Source organism: Streptomyces sp. NBC_00287, from assembly GCF_036173105.1.
In the GTDB taxonomy this organism is placed as follows: domain Bacteria; phylum Actinomycetota; class Actinomycetes; order Streptomycetales; family Streptomycetaceae; genus Streptomyces.
On record NZ_CP108053.1, the window covers coordinates 2,740,547 to 2,761,468 of the forward strand.

At 68.4% G+C, this 20,922-nt stretch carries 12 protein-coding genes; 5 read left to right on the forward strand and 7 right to left on the reverse strand.

Annotated features, from left to right (window positions below):
• Window positions 1-45: 45 nt before the first annotated feature.
• A complete protein-coding gene (gene pulA / locus OHT76_RS12510) occupies window positions 46-5,436 on the reverse strand; it encodes a pullulanase-type alpha-1,6-glucosidase (RefSeq protein ID WP_328870868.1) in 5,391 nt (1,796 codons plus the stop codon).
• 116 nt (window positions 5,437-5,552) lie between these two features.
• Entirely contained in the window at window positions 5,553-6,932 is a 1,380-nt protein-coding gene (locus OHT76_RS12515) for an alpha-amylase (protein WP_328870869.1), read from the reverse strand.
• A 192-nt stretch (window positions 6,933-7,124) separates the two neighbouring features.
• Between OHT76_RS12515 and OHT76_RS12520 the strand changes: the two genes are divergently transcribed.
• Window positions 7,125-9,194, forward strand: coding sequence for a carbohydrate-binding module family 20 domain-containing protein (locus OHT76_RS12520; protein ID WP_328870870.1), 2,070 nt, complete (start codon window positions 7,125-7,127; stop codon window positions 9,192-9,194).
• Window positions 9,195-9,255: 61 nt separating this feature from the next.
• On the opposite strand, the gene OHT76_RS12525 is transcribed toward OHT76_RS12520, so the two are convergent.
• The 4 genes from OHT76_RS12525 to OHT76_RS12540 all read right to left on the reverse strand — a co-directional run bounded on the left by OHT76_RS12525 (window position 9,256) and on the right by OHT76_RS12540 (window position 14,342).
• Complete coding sequence (locus OHT76_RS12525; RefSeq protein WP_328876514.1) at window positions 9,256-10,923, reverse strand: glycoside hydrolase family 13 protein; 1,668 nt, start codon at window positions 10,921-10,923, stop codon at window positions 9,256-9,258.
• Between the two features lie 118 nt (window positions 10,924-11,041).
• On the reverse strand, window positions 11,042-11,950 hold the full coding sequence (locus OHT76_RS12530) for a sugar ABC transporter permease (protein WP_328870871.1): 909 nt from the start codon (window positions 11,948-11,950) through the stop codon (window positions 11,042-11,044).
• A gap of 13 nt (window positions 11,951-11,963) precedes the next feature.
• The gene (locus OHT76_RS12535) at window positions 11,964-12,968 is read right to left on the reverse strand and encodes a carbohydrate ABC transporter permease (protein ID WP_328870872.1); all 1,005 of its coding nucleotides are present in this window, start codon (window positions 12,966-12,968) and stop codon (window positions 11,964-11,966) included.
• A 102-nt stretch (window positions 12,969-13,070) separates the two neighbouring features.
• Window positions 13,071-14,342, reverse strand: coding sequence for an extracellular solute-binding protein (locus tag OHT76_RS12540; protein ID WP_328870873.1), 1,272 nt, complete (start codon window positions 14,340-14,342; stop codon window positions 13,071-13,073).
• 382 nt (window positions 14,343-14,724) lie between these two features.
• On the opposite strand from OHT76_RS12540, the gene OHT76_RS12545 reads away from it, so the two are divergent.
• Complete coding sequence (locus tag OHT76_RS12545) at window positions 14,725-15,759, forward strand: LacI family DNA-binding transcriptional regulator (protein ID WP_328870874.1); 1,035 nt, start codon at window positions 14,725-14,727, stop codon at window positions 15,757-15,759.
• Between the two features lie 132 nt (window positions 15,760-15,891).
• Window positions 15,892-16,755 carry a phosphatase PAP2 family protein gene (locus OHT76_RS12550; RefSeq protein ID WP_328870875.1) on the forward strand — a complete coding sequence of 288 codons (864 nt, stop codon included), beginning with the start codon at window positions 15,892-15,894 and terminating at the stop codon, window positions 16,753-16,755.
• Here OHT76_RS12550 and OHT76_RS12555 read toward each other — a convergent pair.
• Window positions 16,752-19,736 (reverse strand): bifunctional [glutamine synthetase] adenylyltransferase/[glutamine synthetase]-adenylyl-L-tyrosine phosphorylase, encoded by a 2,985-nt coding sequence (locus tag OHT76_RS12555; protein WP_328870876.1) that lies wholly within the window; start codon window positions 19,734-19,736, stop codon window positions 16,752-16,754. The genes OHT76_RS12550 and OHT76_RS12555 overlap by 4 nt on opposite strands.
• 101 nt (window positions 19,737-19,837) lie before the next feature.
• Here OHT76_RS12555 and OHT76_RS12560 point away from each other — a divergent pair, with 101 nt between their 5' ends.
• Complete coding sequence (locus tag OHT76_RS12560; RefSeq protein WP_328870877.1) at window positions 19,838-20,356, forward strand: pyridoxamine 5'-phosphate oxidase family protein; 519 nt, start codon at window positions 19,838-19,840, stop codon at window positions 20,354-20,356.
• 2 nt (window positions 20,357-20,358) lie between these two features.
• Window positions 20,359-20,808 (forward strand): VOC family protein, encoded by a 450-nt coding sequence (locus OHT76_RS12565; protein WP_328870878.1) that lies wholly within the window; start codon window positions 20,359-20,361, stop codon window positions 20,806-20,808.
• Window positions 20,809-20,922: the final 114 nt, after the last annotated feature.

The window sequence follows — 20,922 nt, forward strand, 5'->3', positions numbered from 1 at the left end:
GAGCGGACCCCGGACGGGATCCGCTCCACCCAAATTAGTCCGCTGTCAGGAGGTTCGGGAGAACACCGCGACAGTGCGCCCCGGAACGGCGAAGGTGCCGGATTCCTCCTCGTACGACGAGGTCCTGACGATAGGATCCGCGCCCGAGGCCTGCACCTCGTGCAACGCGTACCCCTTCCCCGCCAGTTCGGCGATCCGCTGCTCCTGCTGCTCAGGCGTCGCATTGAACACGACCACCAGGTCGCCGAGCGTCATGGTGATCACGCCGGGCGTCTCGTCCTGGCCGGACAGCGGGAAGGCGAGCTTCGACTGCACCTGCTCGGCCGAGTCGAGCGAGAACACGCCCTCCGTCGAACGGATCCTCAGCAGATCCCGGTACGCCGCCGAGGCGCCGTCGATCTGCTCGCAGCCCACCTTCACCTGGCTCAACAGCGGTGTGGCGTACGGCCACTTGGACTGGTTGTCGGCGGCCATCGGCAGCCCGCGTCCAAAGCCGTTGCCGTCGGCGCAGTTCCAGTGGATGGCGTTGAACCAGTCGCCGCTGTCGTAGGAGTTGCGGTCCAGGGACTTGGAGCGCAGCAGGTCGGTGCCGGCCTGGGAGAGCGCCGGGCCCTGCGAGAGGGTGGCGGTCGCCATGGCGAGGACCTGCATCCGGGCCCGGTCGTCGGCGCTCACCGTGGCGGGCAGCTTGTAGGCGAGGGCGTCGAACAGGGACTCGTTGTCGTGCGCGTCGGCGTAGGCGAGGGCGTCGCCGGGTGCGTCCGCGTAACCGGCGGGCTGGCCGTTGTAGTCGACCTGGGCGCCGGTGACCTCCTTGCCGTCGGTGTCGGTGAACCGGTAGCGGGCCAGGTTGCCGGACAGACCCACCTTGATCAGGTCCTGGTAGTGCAGCAGCCGGGCCTTCTGCTCGGCCGTAGTGCCGTTGTTCTCCGAGGAGTTGGGCTCGTTGTACAGCCCGGACGCGAAGCCCTGGACGCCGGGGTCCTCGTCGAAGGGGCCGCCACCGCGTACGGCGTCACGCGCCCGGTCGGAGAAGGTCGCGATGCCCGTCCCCGCCATGTTCTTCTGCGTGGCCTGGGTGAAGCGGGCGTCGTCGGCGACCTCGCCGAAGTTCCAGCCCTCGCCGTACAGGATGATCTTCTTGCCGTCGACGCCGTCCTTCGCCGGCGTCAGCGCGTCGAGGGCCTTGCGGACCTCGAGGATGTTGGCCTTCGGGTGGTGGCCCATGAGGTCGAAGCGGAAGCCGTCGACCTTGTACTCCTTGGCCCAGGTGACGATCGAGTCCACGACGAGCTTGCCCATCATGGCGTTCTCGGTCGCGGTGTTGGCGCAGCAGGTGCTGTTGGCGACCGAGCCGTCGGCGAGCAGCCGCTGGTAGTAGCCGGGCACGATGCGGTCGAGGACGCTCGTCGCCGCCTGGCCGCTGGCGGCCGTGTGGTTGTAGACGACGTCCATGACGACCCGGAGGCCGTCCTCGTTCAGCGCCTTGACCATCTCGCGGAACTCGACGTTACGGGTGGTGCCGTCCGGGTCGGTCGCGTAGGAGCCCTCGGGGACCGTGTAGTGGTACGGGTCGTAGCCCCAGTTGTAGGCGTCCTTCGCGGCGGCCTTGGCGACGCACTCCTGCTGCTTGTCGGAGTCGGCCGGGTAGGAGGCGAGGTCGCAGTCGACGGTCGCCTGGTCCTCCCGGCGTTCGGGGATGGTGGCGATGTCGAACGCGGGCAGCAGATGGACGTACGACGTGCCCGCCTCGGCCAGCTTGCGCAGGTGATTGGAGCCGTCGCTGAGCTTGTCGGTGAAGGCGCGGTAGGTGCCCGGGTCCGACGCCGTCCTGTCCTCGACCGAGAAGTCCCGGACGTGCAGTTCCTGGATCTGCGCGTCCTTGAGCGGTACGGCCTTCGGCTTGGTGTACGTCGACCAGCCCGCCGGCGCCAGGGACTTGTCGGCGAGATCGACGAGCAGGCTGCGCTCGGAGTCGGCGGTCAGGGCGAGGGAGTAGGGGTCGGTGACCTTGTTGGTGACGACCTCGCGGACGCTGGGCGCCCACACCTTCACGACGTACCGGTAGGGCTTGTTCTTCCAGGACGCGGGGCCGGTGACGGACCAGACGCCGGTGGCGGAGTCCCGCTTCATGGCGACGGTGGAGTCACCGATCTCCAGCTTGACGGACTGCGCGGTCGGCGCCCAGACGGAGAGCGTCGGACGGCCGTTGTCGAAGGTCGGGCCGAGGTCCGCCTTCGTCCCGTCGTGCAGGTCGTCCAGTACGCCTCCGATCTGCACGCCGGTCGCCGTGAGCACCGCGCCGTTCGCCGCGCGCTGGGAGGCGACGACCTGGCCGCGCAGGGCCTCGCGGACCCGGTCGCGGTCACGGGGGTCGACGGAGAAGGCGGTGTACGACTTCAGGTGCGGGAACTTCGCCTTCTGGGCGTCGGTGAGCGTGCTCTTGTTCAGGCGGAGCCACTGCTGGTCGGCGCCGGTCAGCGCGCCGTCCTTGACGGCGATCGAGCCGGTGCGCGAGTACAGCAGCTGGGTGGAGGCGGCCGCCTCGGAGCCGTTCCAGGCGACCGTGTTCCGGTCGATCCAGACCGCCTTGGAGGTGGTCAGGTCGAGGGCGGCCGCGCTGCCCGCGGGCTGCGGCAGCAGGTACTTCTCCTGGCCGTTCAAGAGCCACACCTCGTGACCGTTGGCCGTGAGGTCCAGCGACTGGTCGGCGGGGAGATCCTTCTCGTCGCCCTTGTGGATGATGTAGCTGAGGCTGCCGGCACCCTCGGTGAGCGGCACCTCGAAAACCGCGCCATAGGCATCAGTCTTCACCGGCTTCATCGGGTTCGACCACTCGGTGGGGTTCGCGGCACCCGTCCAGGTGTGCAGACCCCAGCCGTCGTAGTTCCCGTCGGCCCGGTGGTAGTGCAGGACGGCCTTGGTCTTGTCCTGGGCCGGGTACTCGGGCTTTTCCGTGAGTACGTCGGTCTTGCCCTGCTCGATCCAGATCTCGCCGGTCTTGGTGACATCGATCGTGCGGTCGGCGGAGACGTCCTTGTTGCCGTCCTTGTCGATGACCAGGAAGCCGACGTTCGAGGCACCGGGCTTCAGCTTGACGTAGGCGAAGGCGCCGTAGGCGTCACGGCCGATGAAGGGGTGGCTGTCCGGCCAGTTGGTGGACTCGCCGTCGGCGAGGTCGCCCCAGGCGTACAGGCCCCAGTTGGCGTAGTCGCCGTCGGTGCGCTTGTAGTGGACGACCGCGTAGTCCCGTGAGGAGGCGGTGGGGGTCTCCTCGGCGGGCGGGGTGCCGGTGGTGGACTCGGCGGTCGCGCCGGCCGTGCGGCCGGCGGAGTCGATCACCACCGCCTTGTAGCGCAGGGCGGTTCCGGCCGCTACGTCCTTGCCGATGACCTGCGTGACCTTGTACGGGGCGTGGTCGGCGGAGCCGAGCGTCTGCCACTTGCCGTTGCCGGTCTGGGCGGCGAAGACGACCCGGTTGAGCTGACCGCCGTCGGCATCGGCGCTGATCTCGACCGTGCCGGTGGCGCCGGTGGCCGGGGCCTTGAGGGTGATCGTCGGCTTGGCGGCCGGGGCGGCCAGCCTGCCGGTGGCCTTGAGGACGATCGCGGAACCGGCCGGGACGGTGACGGTGATCTTCTTGTCTGCATCCGAGGTCACGGCGGAGTCGCTGCCGTAGATCCCCTTGAAGCCCATGCCCGCCGAACCGGTCGCGAAGGTCGCCGTCTTCGCCTCGCCGGAGTTGTTGAACGCGACGACGTACTCCGTCTTGTCGGTGGCGAACCGGGAGAAGGCGTAGACGCCGGAGCCGTCGGCGGCGTAGCGCTCGGTCTGGACGCCGTCGGTCAGGGCCGGGTGGGCCTTGCGGAGCTTGGCGAGAGCACTGATCTGCTTGTAGAGCGGTGCACTCGTGTCGTAGGCGTCGCTGGCGTGGGTGCGGTCGGTGCCGATCTGGTCGTCGTCCAGGTAGTCGGCGGTCTCGGACGCGAACAGGGTCTGGCGGGCGTCCTTGTCGCCGCCGGAGCCGGTGAAGCCCTGCTCGTCGCCGTAGTAGACGACGGGGTTGCCGCGGCTGAGGAACATCAGCTCATTGGCGAGCTCCGCCTTCTTCAGCAGCTCGGCGCCGGTGGCGTCCTTGTCGTCCTGGTTCAGGAAGTACCCGAAGCGGCCCATGTCGTGGTTGCCGAGAAAGCTGACCTGCTCGTACGCGTTGGCCTTGCCGGTCGTGTACTTGTAGTCGTCGGCGAAGAGGGACGCGAGCTTCTGCGCGCTGCCGCCCTGGGAGACGTACTGCCGTGCCGCCTCCTGGAAGGGGAAGTCCAGCGTGGCGTCGAGGCGGCCCTCGGTGACGTACGAGGACGTGATGCTGGTGTCGGCGGAGTAGACCTCGCCGAACATGAAGAAGTCGTCCCGGCCCTGCTTCGCCGCATAGGCGTCCAGGGCGGTGGCCCACTGGGTCCAGAACTCCATGTTGACGTGCTTCACCGTGTCGATGCGGAAGCCGTCGATGCCGAAGTCCCTGACCCACCGCTGGTAGATCTTCTCCATGCCGCTGACCACCTCGGGACGCTCGGTCCACAGGTCGTCGAGGCCGGAGAAGTCGCCGTAGGTCGAGCTCTCACCGGCGAAGGTGGAATCGCCCCGATTGTGGTACATCGTCGGGTCGTTGAGCCACGACGGGACCTTGTTGGTCTTGGTGGTCTTCGGCGTGCGCGGGAAGGAATCGGTGTCGACGTCCGGGAAGTCCACGGAGCCGTCGGCGTAGTCGGCGTCGTCGAAGGGCTCGCCGTCCTTCGTCAGATACGGGAAGGCACCCTTGGCGAGGTAGTCGTACGACTTCTCCTCATAGTCGACGACATCCGCCGTGTGGTTGGTGATGACGTCGAAGTAGACCTTCATGCCCTTGGCGTGCGCCTTGGATATGAGGGTCTCCAGGTCCTTGTTGGTCCCGAAGTGCGGGTCGACCTGGGTGAAGTCGGTGATCCAGTAACCGTGGTAGCCGGCGGAGGCGTTCGCCCCCGTCCCCTGCACGGGCTGGTTCTTGAAGATCGGCGCCATCCAGATGGAGGTGGTGCCGAGGCCCTTGATGTAGTCGAGCTTCCGGGTCAGGCCCTTGAGGTCGCCGCCCTGGTAGAAGCCCTTGTCGGTGGGGTCGTAGCCGGTGGCGAGGCGCGAACCGGTCAGACCGCCCTTGTCGTTGCCGGTGTCACCGTTGGCGAAGCGGTCCGGGAGCACGAAGTAGAACTGCTCGCGGGTGACGTCGTGCCGGGCGGGCTCGGCGGCGAGCCGCGCGTCGGACGGGGGCGCGGGCGGGGTGTCGGCCCGGGCCGCGAGGGGCTGGACGAGCGCTGCGGCCAGCGCGGTCACGGTGACCGCGGCGACCCGTCCGGCATGCGCGGTACGGCGCCTGGGCGGCGCCGGCCATCTCGGTATCAAGACGTGGACTCCTTGCGATGTACGGCTCTGCGGGTCCGACCCCGCGCGACCGTATCGCCGACGAAAGGCTTACAGCAAGGGTCGTGAAACGCCTGGAAAGAACTTTCAGGGTTGGCTCAGCAGCTGGACTTGCCTGCGTAGATCGCCAGGGCGGTGTTGGCGCCCAGGGTGGCGGTGAACTGGCCGCTGGAGTTCACGGTCACCGTCGTGTTGTTCTGCACGTTGCAGTACGTGCCCGCCGCGAGGGAGGTCTGGTAGGTGCGGGTCAGGCTGCTCGACTCGTGGTTGATGGCGACGTAGCCCTTGCTGCCGCGTCCGAAGGCGATGGCGTCGGCGCCGTTGTCCCACCAGTTGGAGACGGCCTCACCGCGGGTGGCGTTGCGGAAGGCGACCATGCGCTGGATCTCCGGCCAGGCATGCTGGCACTTCCAGCCGTCCTGCCAACAGGCGTTGACCGTACCGCCGTTGGGCGGCCCGGCGTCGTGGTCGGTGAACTCGTAGCCCGAGTTGATGTCCGGGGCGCCGTAGGGGTAGGCGAGCATGAAGACGTTGGCCAGCGTGTAGTTGGCGCCGTCCTTGTAGTTGAGCGTGGAGCCGTTGCGCTCGGTGTCGTGGTTGTCGACGAAGACGCCGGAGACCGAGCTGCTCATGTAGCCCCAGCCCTCGCCGTAGTTCTTCAGGTAGGCGAGGTTCTCGTTGTTGAAGACGCGCTTGAGGTCGTAGGCGTAGCGGAACTCCTGGACATCGCCGTTGCCCGTGTACTCGGTGGGCTGGACGGCCTCTCCGCTGCCGTAGATGACCTCCTGCTTCCAGTACGCGCTCGGGTTGCTCAGCCGCGACTTGATGTTCGCGAGGTCGGCGGTCGGGATGTGCTTGGCCGCGTCGACGCGGAAGCCGTCGACGCCGAGGGAGAGCAGGTCGTTCATGTACCCGGCGATGGCGCCGCGGACGTACGACTCCCCCGTGTCGAGGTCGGCGAGACCGACGAGTTCGCAGTTCTGGACGTTCGCGCGGTCCGCGTAGTTGGTGATCTGCGCGGTGCAGTCGTCGAAGTCGTAGGAGGAGTACAGGCCGGGGTAGTTGTACTTCGTGTACGACGAGCCGCCGGTGCCGGTGCCGCTGCCCGCGGACATGTGGTTGATGACGGTGTCGACGACGACCTTCACCCCGGCCGCGTGGCAGGTGTTGACCATGTTCTGGAAGGCCGTACGGTCACCGAGCCGCCCGGCGATCTTGTAGCTGACCGGCTGGTACGAGGTCCACCACTGCGCGCCCTGGATGTGCTCGGCGGGCGGGGAGACCTGGACATAGCCGTAACCGGCGGGGCCGAGGGTGTTGGTGCACTCCTTGGCGACCGAGGCGAAGTTCCACTCGAACAGCACCGCGGTGACGTCCTTGGTGCCGGGCGGGGAGGCGGACGCGGTGCCGGGGGCGGCCAGAACGCCGGCCGCCGTGGCGGCGAGCGCGGTCGCCGTGACGGACCATCTAGATATCACGGGTGACTCCTTGCGGGGGGAGGCCGGGCGTCTTTGCCCGGCGCCGGCGCGAACGTACCGCTAACGAAACGTTTACAGCAAGGGGCTTGAAACTCACAGCAAGAGATTTCAACCACTGCCTTGACGTGACCTTCTCAACTGCCCCACTCTCACGACTTGTTGAAGCCCTTACTTCGTTCTCCGGAGCCGCATATGACCGACAGACACCGGCCCCCGGGTGTCCTGCGCCGCGCCGCGACCGCCACGGCGGCCGGGGCGCTCGCCCTCGCGGGTGCGATAGCCCTGCCCGCGACACCCGCCCAGGCCGACGCCACGACCTCCGGCGATGTGATCGCCAACCTCTGGTCCTACAACTGGGACTCGGTAGCCGCCGAGTGCACCAACGTGCTCGGCCCCAACGGCTACGGCGCCGTCTGGGTCGCCCCGCCCGCCGAGTCGCTCAAGCAGACCAACTACTACTGGTGGGACGTCTACCAGCCGTACTCCTACGAGCTCAGCGGCCGCTTCGGGACAGCGGCCGACTTCGCCTCGATGGTGAACGCCTGCCATGACGCGGGCGTGAAGGTATACACCGACGCGGTGATCAACCACACCGCGGCGCAGACCGGGACCGGCTACAACGGCACGACGATCAGCAACAAGTACGACACCCCCGACTGGGACCCGGACGACTTCCACACCTCGGCGGAGTGCAGCGACTCCGACCTGATCATCGACGACTGGTCGAACCTCACGGAGATCCAGAACTGCGAGCTGCTGGGCCTGCCCGATCTGGAGACGGAGGACGACGACGTCCGCTCGGGCATCGCGGCCTACCTCAACAAGCAGATCGCGCTGGGTGTGGACGGCTTCCGGATCGACGCGGCCAAGCACATGCCGGTGGCCGACCTGAACGCGATCTGGGCGAAGCTCGACAACACGACGGCGGGTGCGGAGCCGTACATCTTCCAGGAGGTGTACCCGGGTTCGACCCCGGCGGCTTCGGACTACTACTCCGCGGGTGACGTCCTGGACTTCAGCTACGCCAGCAAGGTGAAGTCGTCGTTCCAGGGCAATGTGTCTGACCTGGAGTCCCTGCCCTCCTCCGGCGTCCTCACCCCCGCCAACTCGGTGTCCTTCGTGACGAACCACGACACCGAGCGCAACGGCCTGCACATGAGCTACAAGGACGGCGACACCTACAAGCTGGCGAACATCTTCCAGCTCGCCTACAAGTGGTCGACGCCGACGGTGTACTCGGGCTTCGAGTTCTCCTCCTCGGACCAGGCCCCGCCGAACTCGAACGGCTTCGTGACGGACACGAACTGTTCCAGCGGCTGGTACTGCCTCCAGCGGGACACCGCGATCACCGGCATGGTGAAGTGGCACAACGCGGTGGGCTCGGAGTCGGTGACCAACTGGTCGTCGAAGTCGTCGAGCGTGATCGGCTTCGGCCGCGGCACGGGCGGCTACATCGCCATCAACAACGGTTCCTCCGCGGCGACGTACACCTTCACGACGGGCATGGCCGACGGCACATACGCGAACGTCATCGACAACGGCACCACGACGGTGACGGTCTCGGGCGGCAACGCGACGCTGACGATCCCGGCGAAGAGCGCGATCGCGTTCTACGACGGCGAGTTCACCCCGTGCGACACCTCCTGCGAGGAGCCGGACGACGGCACCTCGACGGTGACGGCCACCTTCAACGAGTACGCGGCGACGACGCCCGGCCAGGACGTGTACGTGGTCGGCTCCATCGCGGCACTGGGCAGCTGGGACACGTCGAAGGCGGTGAAGCTGTCGTCGACGGGGTACCCGGTCTGGTCGGGTGCGGTGAGTGTGCCGGTGAACACGTCGTTCGAGTTCAAGTACATCAAGCGCGACAGCTCCGGGAACGTCACCTGGGAGTCGAACGCCAACAGATCGGCATCCACGACGACTTCGGCGATCGCGCTGAACAACTCCTGGAACGTGGCGAGCGCCAACGCCACCGACGTCACCTTCAATGTCACCGCGACGACGGACTTCGGCACCAACGTCTATGTCGTCGGCTCCATCGCCTCCCTCGGCTCCTGGGACACGGACGACGCCATCCCGCTGTCGTCGGCTTCGTACCCGACGTGGAGCAAGCTGGTGATCGTGCCGAAGAGCACGGCCTTCGAGTACAAATTCATCAAGAAGACCAGCTCCGGGACCGTGACCTGGGAGTCGGGGACCAACCGGTCCTACTCGACGGGCAGTTCCTCGGGGTACTCCACCGCGGACACCTGGAAGTAGGTCCGTTCCGGCACGACAGAGGGCCCGCCGAAGCGGGCCCTCTGCTCGTGTGTCGGGGTGGTCAGGCCGTCGTCCACCAGACCGTCGTGTCGGACGGGACCTTTGCCTCGCCCTCCACCTCGGCGACCTCGCCGCTGGCGAGGAGGAGGCGGCCGTAGGCCGGGGTGGTCACCGACTCGTCGGTCGTGTTGGCTACGCAGACGAACTCGCCGCGGCGGAAGGCCAGTACGCCCTCGGGGGCCTTCAGCCACTCCACCGCGTCGCCGGCGCCCAGGTCCCGGTGGTCGCGGCGGGCCGCGAGGGCGGTGCGGTACAGCTCAAGGGTCGAGTCCGGTGCGCCCGTCTGGGCCTCGACGCTCAGCTCGGCCCAGGACGAGGGCTGCGGCAGCCAGCTGCCACCCGTGCCGAAGCCGTACGACGAACCCTTGCGGGTCCACGGGATCGGGACCCGGCAGCCGTCGCGGAAGCCGTCCTGGCCCTCGCCCCGGAAGTACGCGGGGTCCTGGCGGACCTCGTCGGGGAGGTCGACGACGTCCGGGAGGCCGAGTTCCTCGCCCTGGTAGACGTACGCCGAGCCGGGGAGGGCCAGCATGAGGAGCGTGGCCGCTCGGGCCCTGCGCAGGCCCAGTTCGCGGTCGCCCGCCGTGCGGATCTGGGTGCCGAGGCCGGGCGGGTTGGCGAAGCGGGTGGCGTGGCGGGTCACGTCGTGGTTCGACAGGACCCAGGTCGCCGGGGCGCCCACCGGGCGCATCGCCTCCAGGGTGCGGTCGATGACCGTACGGAGTTCCTTCGCGTCCCAGTCGGTGCCCAGGTACTGGAAGTTGAAGGCCTGGTGCAGCTCGTCGGGGCGGACATAGTTGGCGGTGCGCTCGACGGTCGGGGTCCAGGCCTCGGCGACGAAGATGCGCTCGCCGGCGTACTCGTCGAGGATCGTCCGCCACTGGCGGTAGATGGCGTGCACTCCGTCCTGGTCGAAGAACGGCATGACATCGTTGCCCAGCAGCTTGAGCTGATCGTGGGCGCCGAGGTCGGGCAGTCCGTCGGCCTTGACCAGGCCGTGGGCCACGTCGATCCGGAAGCCGTCCACGCCCATGTCCAGCCAGAAGCGCAGGATGGAGCGGAACTCGTCGCCCACGGCCGGGTGTTCCCAGTTGAAGTCGGGCTGCTCCGGGGCGAACAGGTGGAGGTACCACTCGCCGTCCTCGACCTGGGTCCAGGCCGGGCCGCCGAAGATCGACTCCCAGTCGTTGGGCGGGAGTTCGCCGTTCTTGCCCTTGCCGGGCCGGAAGTGGTAGCGGTCCCGCAGCGGGGAGCCGGGGCCATCGCGCAGCGCCCGCTTGAACCACTCGTGCTGGTCGGAGGAGTGGTTGGGCACGAGGTCGACGATGATGCGCAGGTTCAGCTCGTGGGCGTCGCGGATGAGCGCGTCGGCGTCGAGGAGGTTGCCGAACATGGGGTCGACGGCCCGGTAGTCGGCGACGTCGTAGCCGGCGTCGGCCTGCGGTGAGGCGTAGAAGGGGCTCAGCCACACGGCGTCCACGCCGAGGTCGCGCAGGTAGGGGAGTCGGGAGCGTACGCCTTCCAGGTCGCCCATGCCGTCGCCGTTGCTGTCGGCGAAGCTGCGCGGATAGACCTGGTAGATCACCGCGTCCCGCCACCAGTCGCGGCGATGAGCGACGGTGGCTACGGCGGAGGTCGGTGCCGGGTCGGCGGAGTGCTGCTGGCTCATGGCGTCCTTGATGCGTAACGGGGTCATGGGGTTTTCAGAGGTTCATCGAGGCGGCCGCGGTGTCAGCGGGGTCGGATGGACACCACGGCCGCCTCGGGTCTGGAGGCTCCAGCGGGCGTCAGCCCTTCGTGCCGCCCGCGGTGAGCCCGGTCACCAGGTTCTTCTGGACGAGATAGAAGAACGCGGAGACCGGTATCGCGATCAGCACCGCGGTCGCGGCCATGAGCTGGCGCTGCGCGTCGTGCTCGCTGACGAAGGTCTGCAGCGCGACCGCGAAGGTGTACTTCGTGTCGGACAGCATGAACGTCGACGCGAAGGCGACCTCACCGAAGGCGGTGATGAAGCTGTAGAAGCCGGCGACCGCGAGACCCGGCTTGGCGAGCGGCAGGATCAGCCGTACGAACGTGCCGAAGGGGCTCAGTCCGTCGACGCGTCCGGCCTCGTCGATCTCGAACGGAATGGTGTCGAAGTAGCCCTTGAGCAGCCAGGCGCAGTACGGCACCGCGGTCGAGCAGTAGACCAGGATCAGACCGAGGTAGCTGTCGATGAGCTGGAGTTCGGACAGGATCTGGTACATCGGCACGATGAGGACGGCGATCGGGAACATCTGGGTGACCAGCAGGACCCACATGAACTTCTTGTAGCCCGGGAAGCGCATCCGGGAGACCGCGTAGCCGGTGGTGGCGGCGATGATGACGCCGATGACCGTGGTGCCGAGCGAGACGACCAGCGAACTCCACAGCCAGTCGAAGAAGTTGGTCTCCTGCAGGACGAACGAGTAGTTGTCCAGCGTCATCTTCCCCCAGATGCCCCCGGGGTGCAGATAGTCGTCCTTGTCCGGGCCGAGGGACAGGAAGACCAGCCAGGCGATCGGGAAGAGGGCGATCAGGCTCGCGACGATCAGGATGCCGTGGGTGACGAGCGAGCCCGCGAGGCTGCGCTCGCTGCGGCGGCGCGTCTTGCCCTGGGTGGGGGCCACGCGGATCTCCTTCACCTCGGCGGAGGTCTCAACGGTAGTGGTGCTCATGGGAACTCCTGCCTCAGATCGCGAGCTGCTGGTCATTGCGGTTCAGCCAGCGGCGGTAGAAGGAGGTGAAGACGATCAGGATGGCGAGCAGCAGCATGCCGTAGGCGGCCGACTGTGCGAAGTCGCGCGGCTGCTGTCCGAAGCCGAGGTAGTAGGCCCATGTGACGAGGATCTGGGCGTCGGGGGCGGTGTCGCCGAACAGCAGGAAGATGATGGCGAACTGGTTGAAGGTCCAGATGATGCCGAGCAGGATCACGGTGGAGCTGACCGAGCGCAGGCCCGGCAGGGTGACGTAGCGGAACTGCTGCCACTTGCTCGCGCCGTCCATCTCGGCGGCCTCGTAGAGGGTGGTGTCGATGGACTGCAGTCCGCCGAGCAGCGAGAGCATCATGAACGGCACACCGCACCAGGTGTTGACCATGATCGCGGCGAACCGCTGCCAGAAGGTGTCCTCCAGCCACAGCGGGGTCGGCAGGTGGAGCGTCTCCAGGAAGGAGTTGATCACGCCGCCGTCGGCGAGCATGAAGCGCCAGCCGAAGACGGTGACGAAGGTCGGCACGGCCCAGGGCAGGATCAGGATCAGCCGGTACAGGGTGCGGCCGCGCAGCTGCTGGTTGAGCAGCAGGGCGAGGCCGAGGCCGAGGGTGTAGTGCAGGCCGACGCAGGCGCCCGTCCACACGATCGTCCAGATGAAGTGGGACCAGAAGCGTTCGTAGGAGGTCTCGCCCCACAGGATGTCGGCGTAGTTGTCGAGGCCGATGAACTTGTAGGTGGCTTCGATCTCGTTGGCGCCGATGGTGCGGGCCGTGTTGAGGCTGTTGGCGTCCGTGAGCGTCAGATAGAAGCCGTAGGCGAGGGGGTAGAGCACGAGGACGCCGAGGACGACGATCACGGGCGTGATCATCGCGTAGGCGTACCAGTGCTTCTGGTAGGAGTGCTTCAGGCGCTGGCCCAGCCCGGGCCGCGGCGCGCGGTCACCGCGGCGCTTGCCGGTGGCGCGGTCGATGGCGACTGTCATGGTTCTCTCGACACCTTCTGGAGATCAGGGGTTGGGCCTGGGCGCAGGCCGGTGGCCGCCGGGTCCCTCCCCCCTATAGGTGGGACCCGGCGGCCACGGCGATCACTTACTGAAGTCCGGCACCAGCTTGGCGATGGCGGTCTCAGCGCTGCTCAGACCCTTGTCCAGGGACTTCTTGCCGCCCGCGATGGCCAGCAGCTCGGTGTCCACCGGGCCCCACAGGGAGCTGTACTCGGGCAGCGCCGGGCGCGGCTGGGCGGCGGCGAGCACGGTCTGGTAGCCGGCGATGCCCGGGTCGGCCTTGACCTCGGCGGTGTAGGCGTCGTCGCGCGTGGGAAGCGTGGAGTTCTTCAGCGCGATGGTCTCCTGGGCGTGCGTGGAGGTCATGAAGTTGACGAACTTCAGCGAGGCCTCCTGGTGCGCCGCGTCCGAGCCCGCGTAGACGGACAGGTTGTGTCCGCCGGTCGGGGCGCCCGCCTCGCCGGTGGAGCCGGCCGGGACGGTGGCGATGCCGAGGTTGGCCTTGTCCTTGAAGGCCGAGCCCTTGTAGAAGTTCGTGATCTCCCACGGGCCCTGGACGATCGAGGCGACCTTGCCGCTGACGAACGCCTCCTGGATGTGGGCGTAGGCGTCGGCGGTGGTGTCGGCCTTGTGCAGGCCCTTGCCGTCGAAGAGGTCCAGCCAGGTGCCGTAGGCCTTCTTGGCCTCGGCGGAGTTCACGGTGATCTTCTTGGCGTCGGCGTCGACGGTGTCGGTGCCCTCGCCGTAGAGGAAGGACTGGGCGTAGTAGGCCTGGGTGGAGCCCCAGTAACCGTCGACGCCGGTCTTGCTCTTGATCGTGGCGGCGGCCTTCTTCAGGTCGTCCCAGGTCTTGGGGGCCTCGACGCCGGCCTTCTCGAAGAGCTCCTTGTTGTAGACAAGGGCGAGGGTGTCCGTGGTGAAGGGGACGCCGTAGGTCTTGCCCTCGTACTTGGCCTGCTCGATCAGGCTGGGCTGGAACTTGCTCTCGTCCGCGAGGGCGTCGGTGCCGTCCAGCGGCAGGAAGAAGCCCTTCTTGGCGAAGGCGGGGGTCCAGCCGACCTCGGAGCGCAGCACGTCCGGAGCGCCCTTGGAACCGGCGGCGGTGTCGAACTTGTTCTGCGCCTGGTCGAAGGGGACGTTGACGTACTTGACCTTGATGTTCTTGTTGGCGGCCTCAAATTCCTTGACCAAGGCCTGGTACGTCGGCGCCTCATTGGTGGCGTTGGAGGTGTCCCACCAGGTGATGGTGACCGGACCGTCGGCCTTGTCGCCGCTGTCGCCGTCTCCGCCGCAGGCCGTCGCCGCGAGGGCGAGGGACGCCACCAGCGCGGTGGCCGCTATGCCACGCCGCATGAGTTCTCCTTGAGGGTGAAAAGCCCGTGTGGTGCAAGGCCGGCCCCGTCTGCCGGACCCTGCTGTCTTGCCGACTGCGCCGTTGCGGCCGCCGGGCGTCGGAAACGTAACAGCCATGTAAGCGCCGCGAAAGACCTTGCAGAAAAAAAGTGCAAGGCATCACCGAAGTTACCCGGGCGTGACCTCTCGGCTACTGCCGTGAGACCGTTGTTCTGCGGGGTTGAGCGGGCACGGACGGTGTTGTGCAAGACTCTGCAAGCTCTTGCCATCCGTTTCATGAGGGGACGCCATGTCGCAGCAACCCGCAGCGCGCCGGTCAAACGCCCGCACCCGGCGTCCGATTGGTGTGCAAGGCGACATACGGCCGGTACAGTCCAGTGGCGTGACCACACGGCTTGCTGATATCGCTGCGCAGGCGGGGGTGAGCGAAGCGACCGTCAGCCGCGTCCTCAACGGGAAGCCGGGCGTCGCCGCCACCACCCGCCAGTCCGTGCTGGCTGCCCTCGACGTCCTGGGCTACGAGCGCCCGGTGCGTCTGCGGCAGCGCAGCGAAGGCCTGGTGGGCCTGATCACCCCGGAGCTGGAGAACCCGATATTCCCGGCCCTGGCCCAGGTCATCGGCCAGGCGCTGACCAGGCAGGGCTACACCCCGGTGCTCGCCACGCAGACCCCCGGCGGCTCCACCGAGGACGAGCTGACCGAGATGCTGGTCGACCGCGGGGTCGCGGGCATCATCTACGTCTCCGGACTGCACGCGGACACCACGGCCGATATGCAGCGCTACGAGCGACTGCGCGCCCAGGGTGTTCCTTTCGTCCTCGTCGACGGCTTCTCCCCCAAGGTGCAGGCGCCGTTCATCTCCCCCGACGACCGCGCGGCGATGGCGCTCGCGGTCACGCATCTGGTCTCGCTCGGTCACACCCGGATCGGTCTGGCGCTCGGCCCGAAACGGTTCGTCCCGGTCCAGCGGAAGATCGACGGCTTCGTCCGCACCATGCAGGACCAGCTGGGTCTTGCCGCGGAGGTCATAGAGACCGAGCTGGTCCAGCACTCGCTGTACACCCTGGAGGGCGGCCAGGCGGCCGCCTCGGCGCTGATCGACCGGAACTGCACGGCGGTGGTGTGCGCCAGCGACATGATGGCGCTGGGCGCGATACGGGCGGCCCGGCAGCGCGGTCTTCGGGTGCCGACGGACATCTCGGTGGTCGGTTTCGACGACTCCCCGCTGATCGCCTTCACCGACCCGCCGCTGACGACGGTCCGCAAGCCGGTCCCGGCGATGGGCCAGGCCGCGGTACGCACGTTGCTGGAGGAGATCGGCGGGACTCCGGCACCGCACAGCGAGTTCGTGTTCATGCCGGAACTGGTGGTGCGCGGTTCGACCGCTTCGGCCCCTGGGGACCGAAATCGTCCCTAGGGCGGAGACTGAACGGCCCTGTACCGTGCACGCGTAGGAGAGCGCGGGTATCCGCCCGTCGTAGAACGTGCGACCGGAACCAGACCAGGGGATGATCGGTGGGGGAAGGCTCTTCTGGCAGACTCTGTGCCTATGGGTGACACGACCGTGACCGAGCTGGAAGACCGCACACAGGCGGCCGTTCCGCACCCCGTCACGGCGTCGGACGAGCCGGGTCTGCTGCACCGGCTGCGCGCACCGCGCCGGCCCCGGCTGTGGTTCGAGATCCTGCTGATCGCGGTGAGTTACTGGACGTACTCACTGGTCCGCAACGCCGTTCCGGAGCAGCGGGGCGAGGCGCTGCGCAACGCCGACTGGATCTGGAAGGCCGAGCAGACGCTCGGTCTCGCCGTCGAGCAGTCGTTCAATCAGGCCGTGAACTCGGTGACTTGGCTCATCGTGGGCATGAACTACTACTACGCGACACTGCACTTCGTGGTCACGCTGGGTGTGCTGGTGTGGTTGTACCGCAGCCATCCGGGCCGCTACGCGGCGACCCGCACGGTGCTCTTCGCGACCACCGGTGTGGCCCTGCTCGGTTACTACCTGTATCCGCTCGCTCCGCCCCGGTTGATGACCGGCGGCAACTTCATCGACACGGTCCTGGTCCATCAGACCTGGGGTTCGATGGCCTCGGGCGACCTGAAGAACATGTCGAACCAGTACGCCGCGATGCCGTCGATGCACATCGGCTGGTCCCTGTGGTGCGGTCTGACGATCTTCGCGCTCGCCTCCCTCCCCTGGGTCCGCATCCTGGGCCTGCTCTACCCGGTGGCCACTCTGGTGGTGATCGTCGCCACCGCCAATCACTTCTGGCTGGACGCGGTGGGCGGAATGCTCTGCCTGACGTTCGGTTACGCGCTGGTATGGATCTGGTACGGGGCGTTGCCGCACTCGCTGCCGAAGCTGGTGCCCGCCCACACCAAACGCCGCTCGCTGCTGCCGAAGCGCGGCTAACCGGCGTAGAACAGCTCCTCCACCACGCCCCGCGCCCGTCGTGCCGTGCGGCGGTAGTCGTCGAGCATGTCACCGACGCGGCCGGGGCCGTAGCCGAGGTAGCGGCCTACGGCGGCCAGTTCGCGGGCGTCGGAGGGGAAGGTGTCGCCGGCGCGGCCGCGGACCAGCATCACGGCGTTGCGGACCCTGGTGGCGAGCACCCAGGCCTCGTCGAGGGTTGCCGCGTCCTGCGCCGGGATCAGGTCGGCGGCGGCGGCCGCGGACAGGGCGGCCCGGGTCTGTGTGGTGCGCAGGCCCGGCTGGGCGGCGCCGTGGCGCAGCTGCAGGAGCTGGACCGTCCATTCGACATCCGAGAGGCCGCCGGGGCCGAGCTTGGTGTGGAGTTTGGGGTCGGCGCCGCGTGGGAGGCGTTCGGATTCCATACGGGCCTTCAGGCGGCGGATCTCGCGGACCGCGTCGTCGGCGAGGCCTGCCGAGGGGTAGCGCAGGGGGTCGATCAGCTCGATGAAGCAGCGGGCCAGGTCCTCGTCCCCGGCGACCGGCTCGGCCCGCAGCAGCGCCTGGGACTCCCAGACCAGGGACCAGCGCCGGTAGTAGGCCTCGTAGGACTTCAGCGTGCGCACCAGCGGGCCCGACTTGCCCTCGGGGCGCAGGTCGGCGTCGATCAGCAGGGGCGGGTCGGCGCTGGAGATCTGGAGCAGGCGGCGCATTTCGGAGACGACGCGGTTGGCGGCCTGCGCTGCCTCGTGCTCGTCGACGCCGTCGCGCGGTTCATGGACGAACAAAACGTCCGCGTCGGAGCCGTAGCCCAGCTCGTGGCCGCCGAAGCGGCCCATACCGATGATCGTGAACCGGGTGGGCAGGGTGTCGCCCCAGCCCTCGCGGACGACCGCGCGCAGGGTGCCGGCCAGCGTCGCCGCCGTCAGGTCCGAGACGGCGCCGCCGACCAGGTCCACCAGTGCGCCCTGGTCGGCCTCGGCGGGCTGGGCCTCGGTGCCGTAGGAGCCGACGATGTCGGCTGCGGCTGTACGGAAGAGTTCGCGGCGGCGTACGCCACGGGCCGCGGTGACCGCTTGGGCGCCGCCGTCGGCGCGGCCGACCGCGGCGAGGATCTCCTGTTCCAGGTGGGCGCGGGAGCGGGGTTCGAGGCCGCCGCCGTCGCCGTCGCCGAGCAGGGCCACCGCCTCGGGGGCGCGCATCAGCAGGTCGGGGGCGAGCCGCCCGGCGGACAGCACGCGCGCGAGGTTCTCGGCCGCGGCGCCCTCGTCCCTGAGGAGCCGTAGATACCACGGGGTTTTACCCAGGGCGTCGGAGACCTTGCGGAAGTTGAGCAGGCCCGCGTCCGGGTCGGCGGAGTCGGCGAACCAGCCCAACAGGACGGGCAGCAGGGTGCGTTGGATGGCGGCCTTGCGGGTGACGCCGGAGGCGAGGGCCTCCAGGTGGCGCAGGGCGGCGGCCGGATCGGCGTAGCCGAGCGCGACGAGCCGTTCGCGAGCCGCCTCACTGCTCAACCGGGCTTCGCCGGAGGCGAGTTGGGCGACGGCGTCGAGCAGTGGCCGGTAGAAGAGCTTCTCGTGCAGGCGTCGTACGACGGAGGCGTGCCGCCGCCACTCGCGGTTGAGCTCGGCGACCGGGTCGCTGCGCAGGCCGAGCGAGCGGCCGATGCGGCGCAGATCGGCGTCGTCCGTGGGGACGAGGTGGGTGCGGCGCAGCCGGTAGAGCTGGATGCGGTGCTCCATGGAGCGCAGGAAGCGGTAGGCGGCGTCCAGTTGGGCGGCGTCCGCGCGGCCGACGTAGCCGCCGGCGGCGAGGGCCTTCAGGGCGGCCAGGGTGGTGCCGCTGCGCAGGGAGGCGTCGGCCCGTCCGTGCACCAACTGCAGGAGCTGTACGGCGAATTCGACGTCCCTCAAACCACCGGGGCCGAGCTTGAGCTGGCGGTCGAGTTCGGCGAGGGGGATGTTCTCCACCACTCTGCGCCGCATCTTCTGCACGTCGGCGACGAAGTTCTCGCGCTCGGCGGCCTTCCAGACGAGGGGTTCGAGGGCGGCGACGTACTCCTCGCCGAGCTCGATGTCACCGGCGACCGGGCGGGCCTTGAGGAGCGCCTGGAACTCCCAGGTCTTGGCCCAGCGTTGGTAGTAGGCGAGGTGGCTGGAGAGTGTGCGCACGAGCGGGCCGTTGCGGCCTTCGGGCCGCAGATTGGCGTCGACGGGCCAGATCGAGCCCTCGACGGTGGTCTCGGAGCAGATCCGCATCATGTGCGAGGCGAGCTTGGTTGCCGCTCTGAGGGCCTTGCCCTCGTCGGCGCCCTCCGCGGCCTCGCCGACGAAGATGACGTCGACGTCGGAGACGTAATTGAGTTCATGGCCCCCGCACTTGCCCATCGCGATCACCGCGAGCCGGCACACGGCGGCATCGTCGGGGGCTGCGGTGCGGGCGATGGCGAGGGCGGCGCGCAGGGTCGCGGTGGCGAGGTCGGCGAGTTCGGCGGCGGACTCGGCGACATCGGTGGTGCCGCACACATCACGGGCGGCGATGGACAGCAGACAGCGCCGGTACGCGATGCGCAGCGAGACGGGGTCGGTGGCCTCGGCCAGGCCCCTCTCGAACTCGGCGACGCCGGGGTGCAGGTCCCTCGGCTCGTAGGTGACCAGGGCCCGCCAGTCGTCGGAGTGCTTGGCGAGGTGCTCGGCGAGCGCGGCGGAGGCGCCGAGGACGCCCAGGAGGCGGTCGCGCAGCGGCTTGGCCGCTATCACCGTGTCCAGCAGCTCACGCCCGGACTGCGCCTCCAGCAGCCGTACGAGACCGTGCAGGGCGAGATCCGGGTCGGCGGTGGCGCCGAGGGCCTCCAGCAGGACCGGGTCGTCGCGTACGGGGGCCAGTTCCGGGGCTTCCAGCAGCCGTTCGGCGGCGCTCGGATCGGTGAAGCCGTGCCGCAGCAGCCGCGTGAAAGTACTGCTTCTGCGCCCCGGCGCTGTCATCCTCGGTCTCCCGTCCGATCAAGGTCGTACGCGGTCGAGCCTAACCGCAGTGGTGGTGGGAAGCGCCGATGAGTTCGGGGGCCGGACGGGGTCTGCCCTGTATGACCAACCAACCGCACACTCGGCTCGACGCCCGCTACAGCGACGAGACGGCCACGGCGAGGCCCTGGCCGGAGGCCGTGGCGCTGCTGTCGGCGGCGGAGCTGTTCTGGATCTCGACGGTACGGCCGGACGGGCGGCCGCATGTGACGCCGCTGCCTGCGGTCTGGTCCGAGGGAGCGCTGCACTTCTGCACGGGCCCGGAGGAGCGCAAGGCGCGGAACCTGGCCGAGAACCCACACGTGGTCCTGACCACCGGCACCAACACCTGGGACAAGGGCTACGACCTCGTCGTCCAGGGCGAGGCGGTGCGGGTGACGGACGACGGCAGGCTGCGCGAGCTGGCGGCCGCCTGGGAGGCGAAATACGGCAGCTTCTGGCACTTCGACGTCCGGAACGGCTGCTTCCACCAAGGAGCCGGGCACGCTTTCGTATTCTCGGTGGCGCCGCGGACCGTTTTCGGCTTCGGTAAGGGTGAGCCGTTCAGCCAGACCCGTTGGCGATTCTCCAGGGAGGAATAACGATGGACTTCACCCTTGAAGTGATCCCGCTGCCCGTGAGCGACATCGACCGAGCCAGGGACTTCTACCGCGACAAGGTCGGCTTCCACGTCGACATCGACCAGGAGGTCATGCCCGGGATGCGGATCGTCCAGCTGACGCCGCCCGGCTCCGGCTGTTCGGTCGCGCTCGGTGACGCGGTGTGGGACCTGACCAAGGGCGAGACCAAGCCGGAGCCCGGCTCCTACCAGGGGCTCCAACTGTGCGTGGCGGACATCAAGGCGGCCCGGGCGGAGCTGCTGGAGCGGGGCCTTGAGGTGTCGGAGCCGGTCCAGTACACACCGGACGACGGCGCGACCTTCATGTACTTCAAGGACCCCGACGGCAACGGCTGGTCGATCCAGGAGTACCGCGTCAGGGCGGAGCAGCCCCTGCACAAGCACTTGTCGGAGCAGGCCGGGCAGCGGGACTAGCGGGCGCACAGGAAAGCCGCGGCCCTCCGGCGCCGCGGCCTTCTTGTCCTTGGTCCCGAGTGCTCGAATATCTGCTCCGGGCGGTGAGGGACGGGTCAGTTGTGTCCGCCGGGG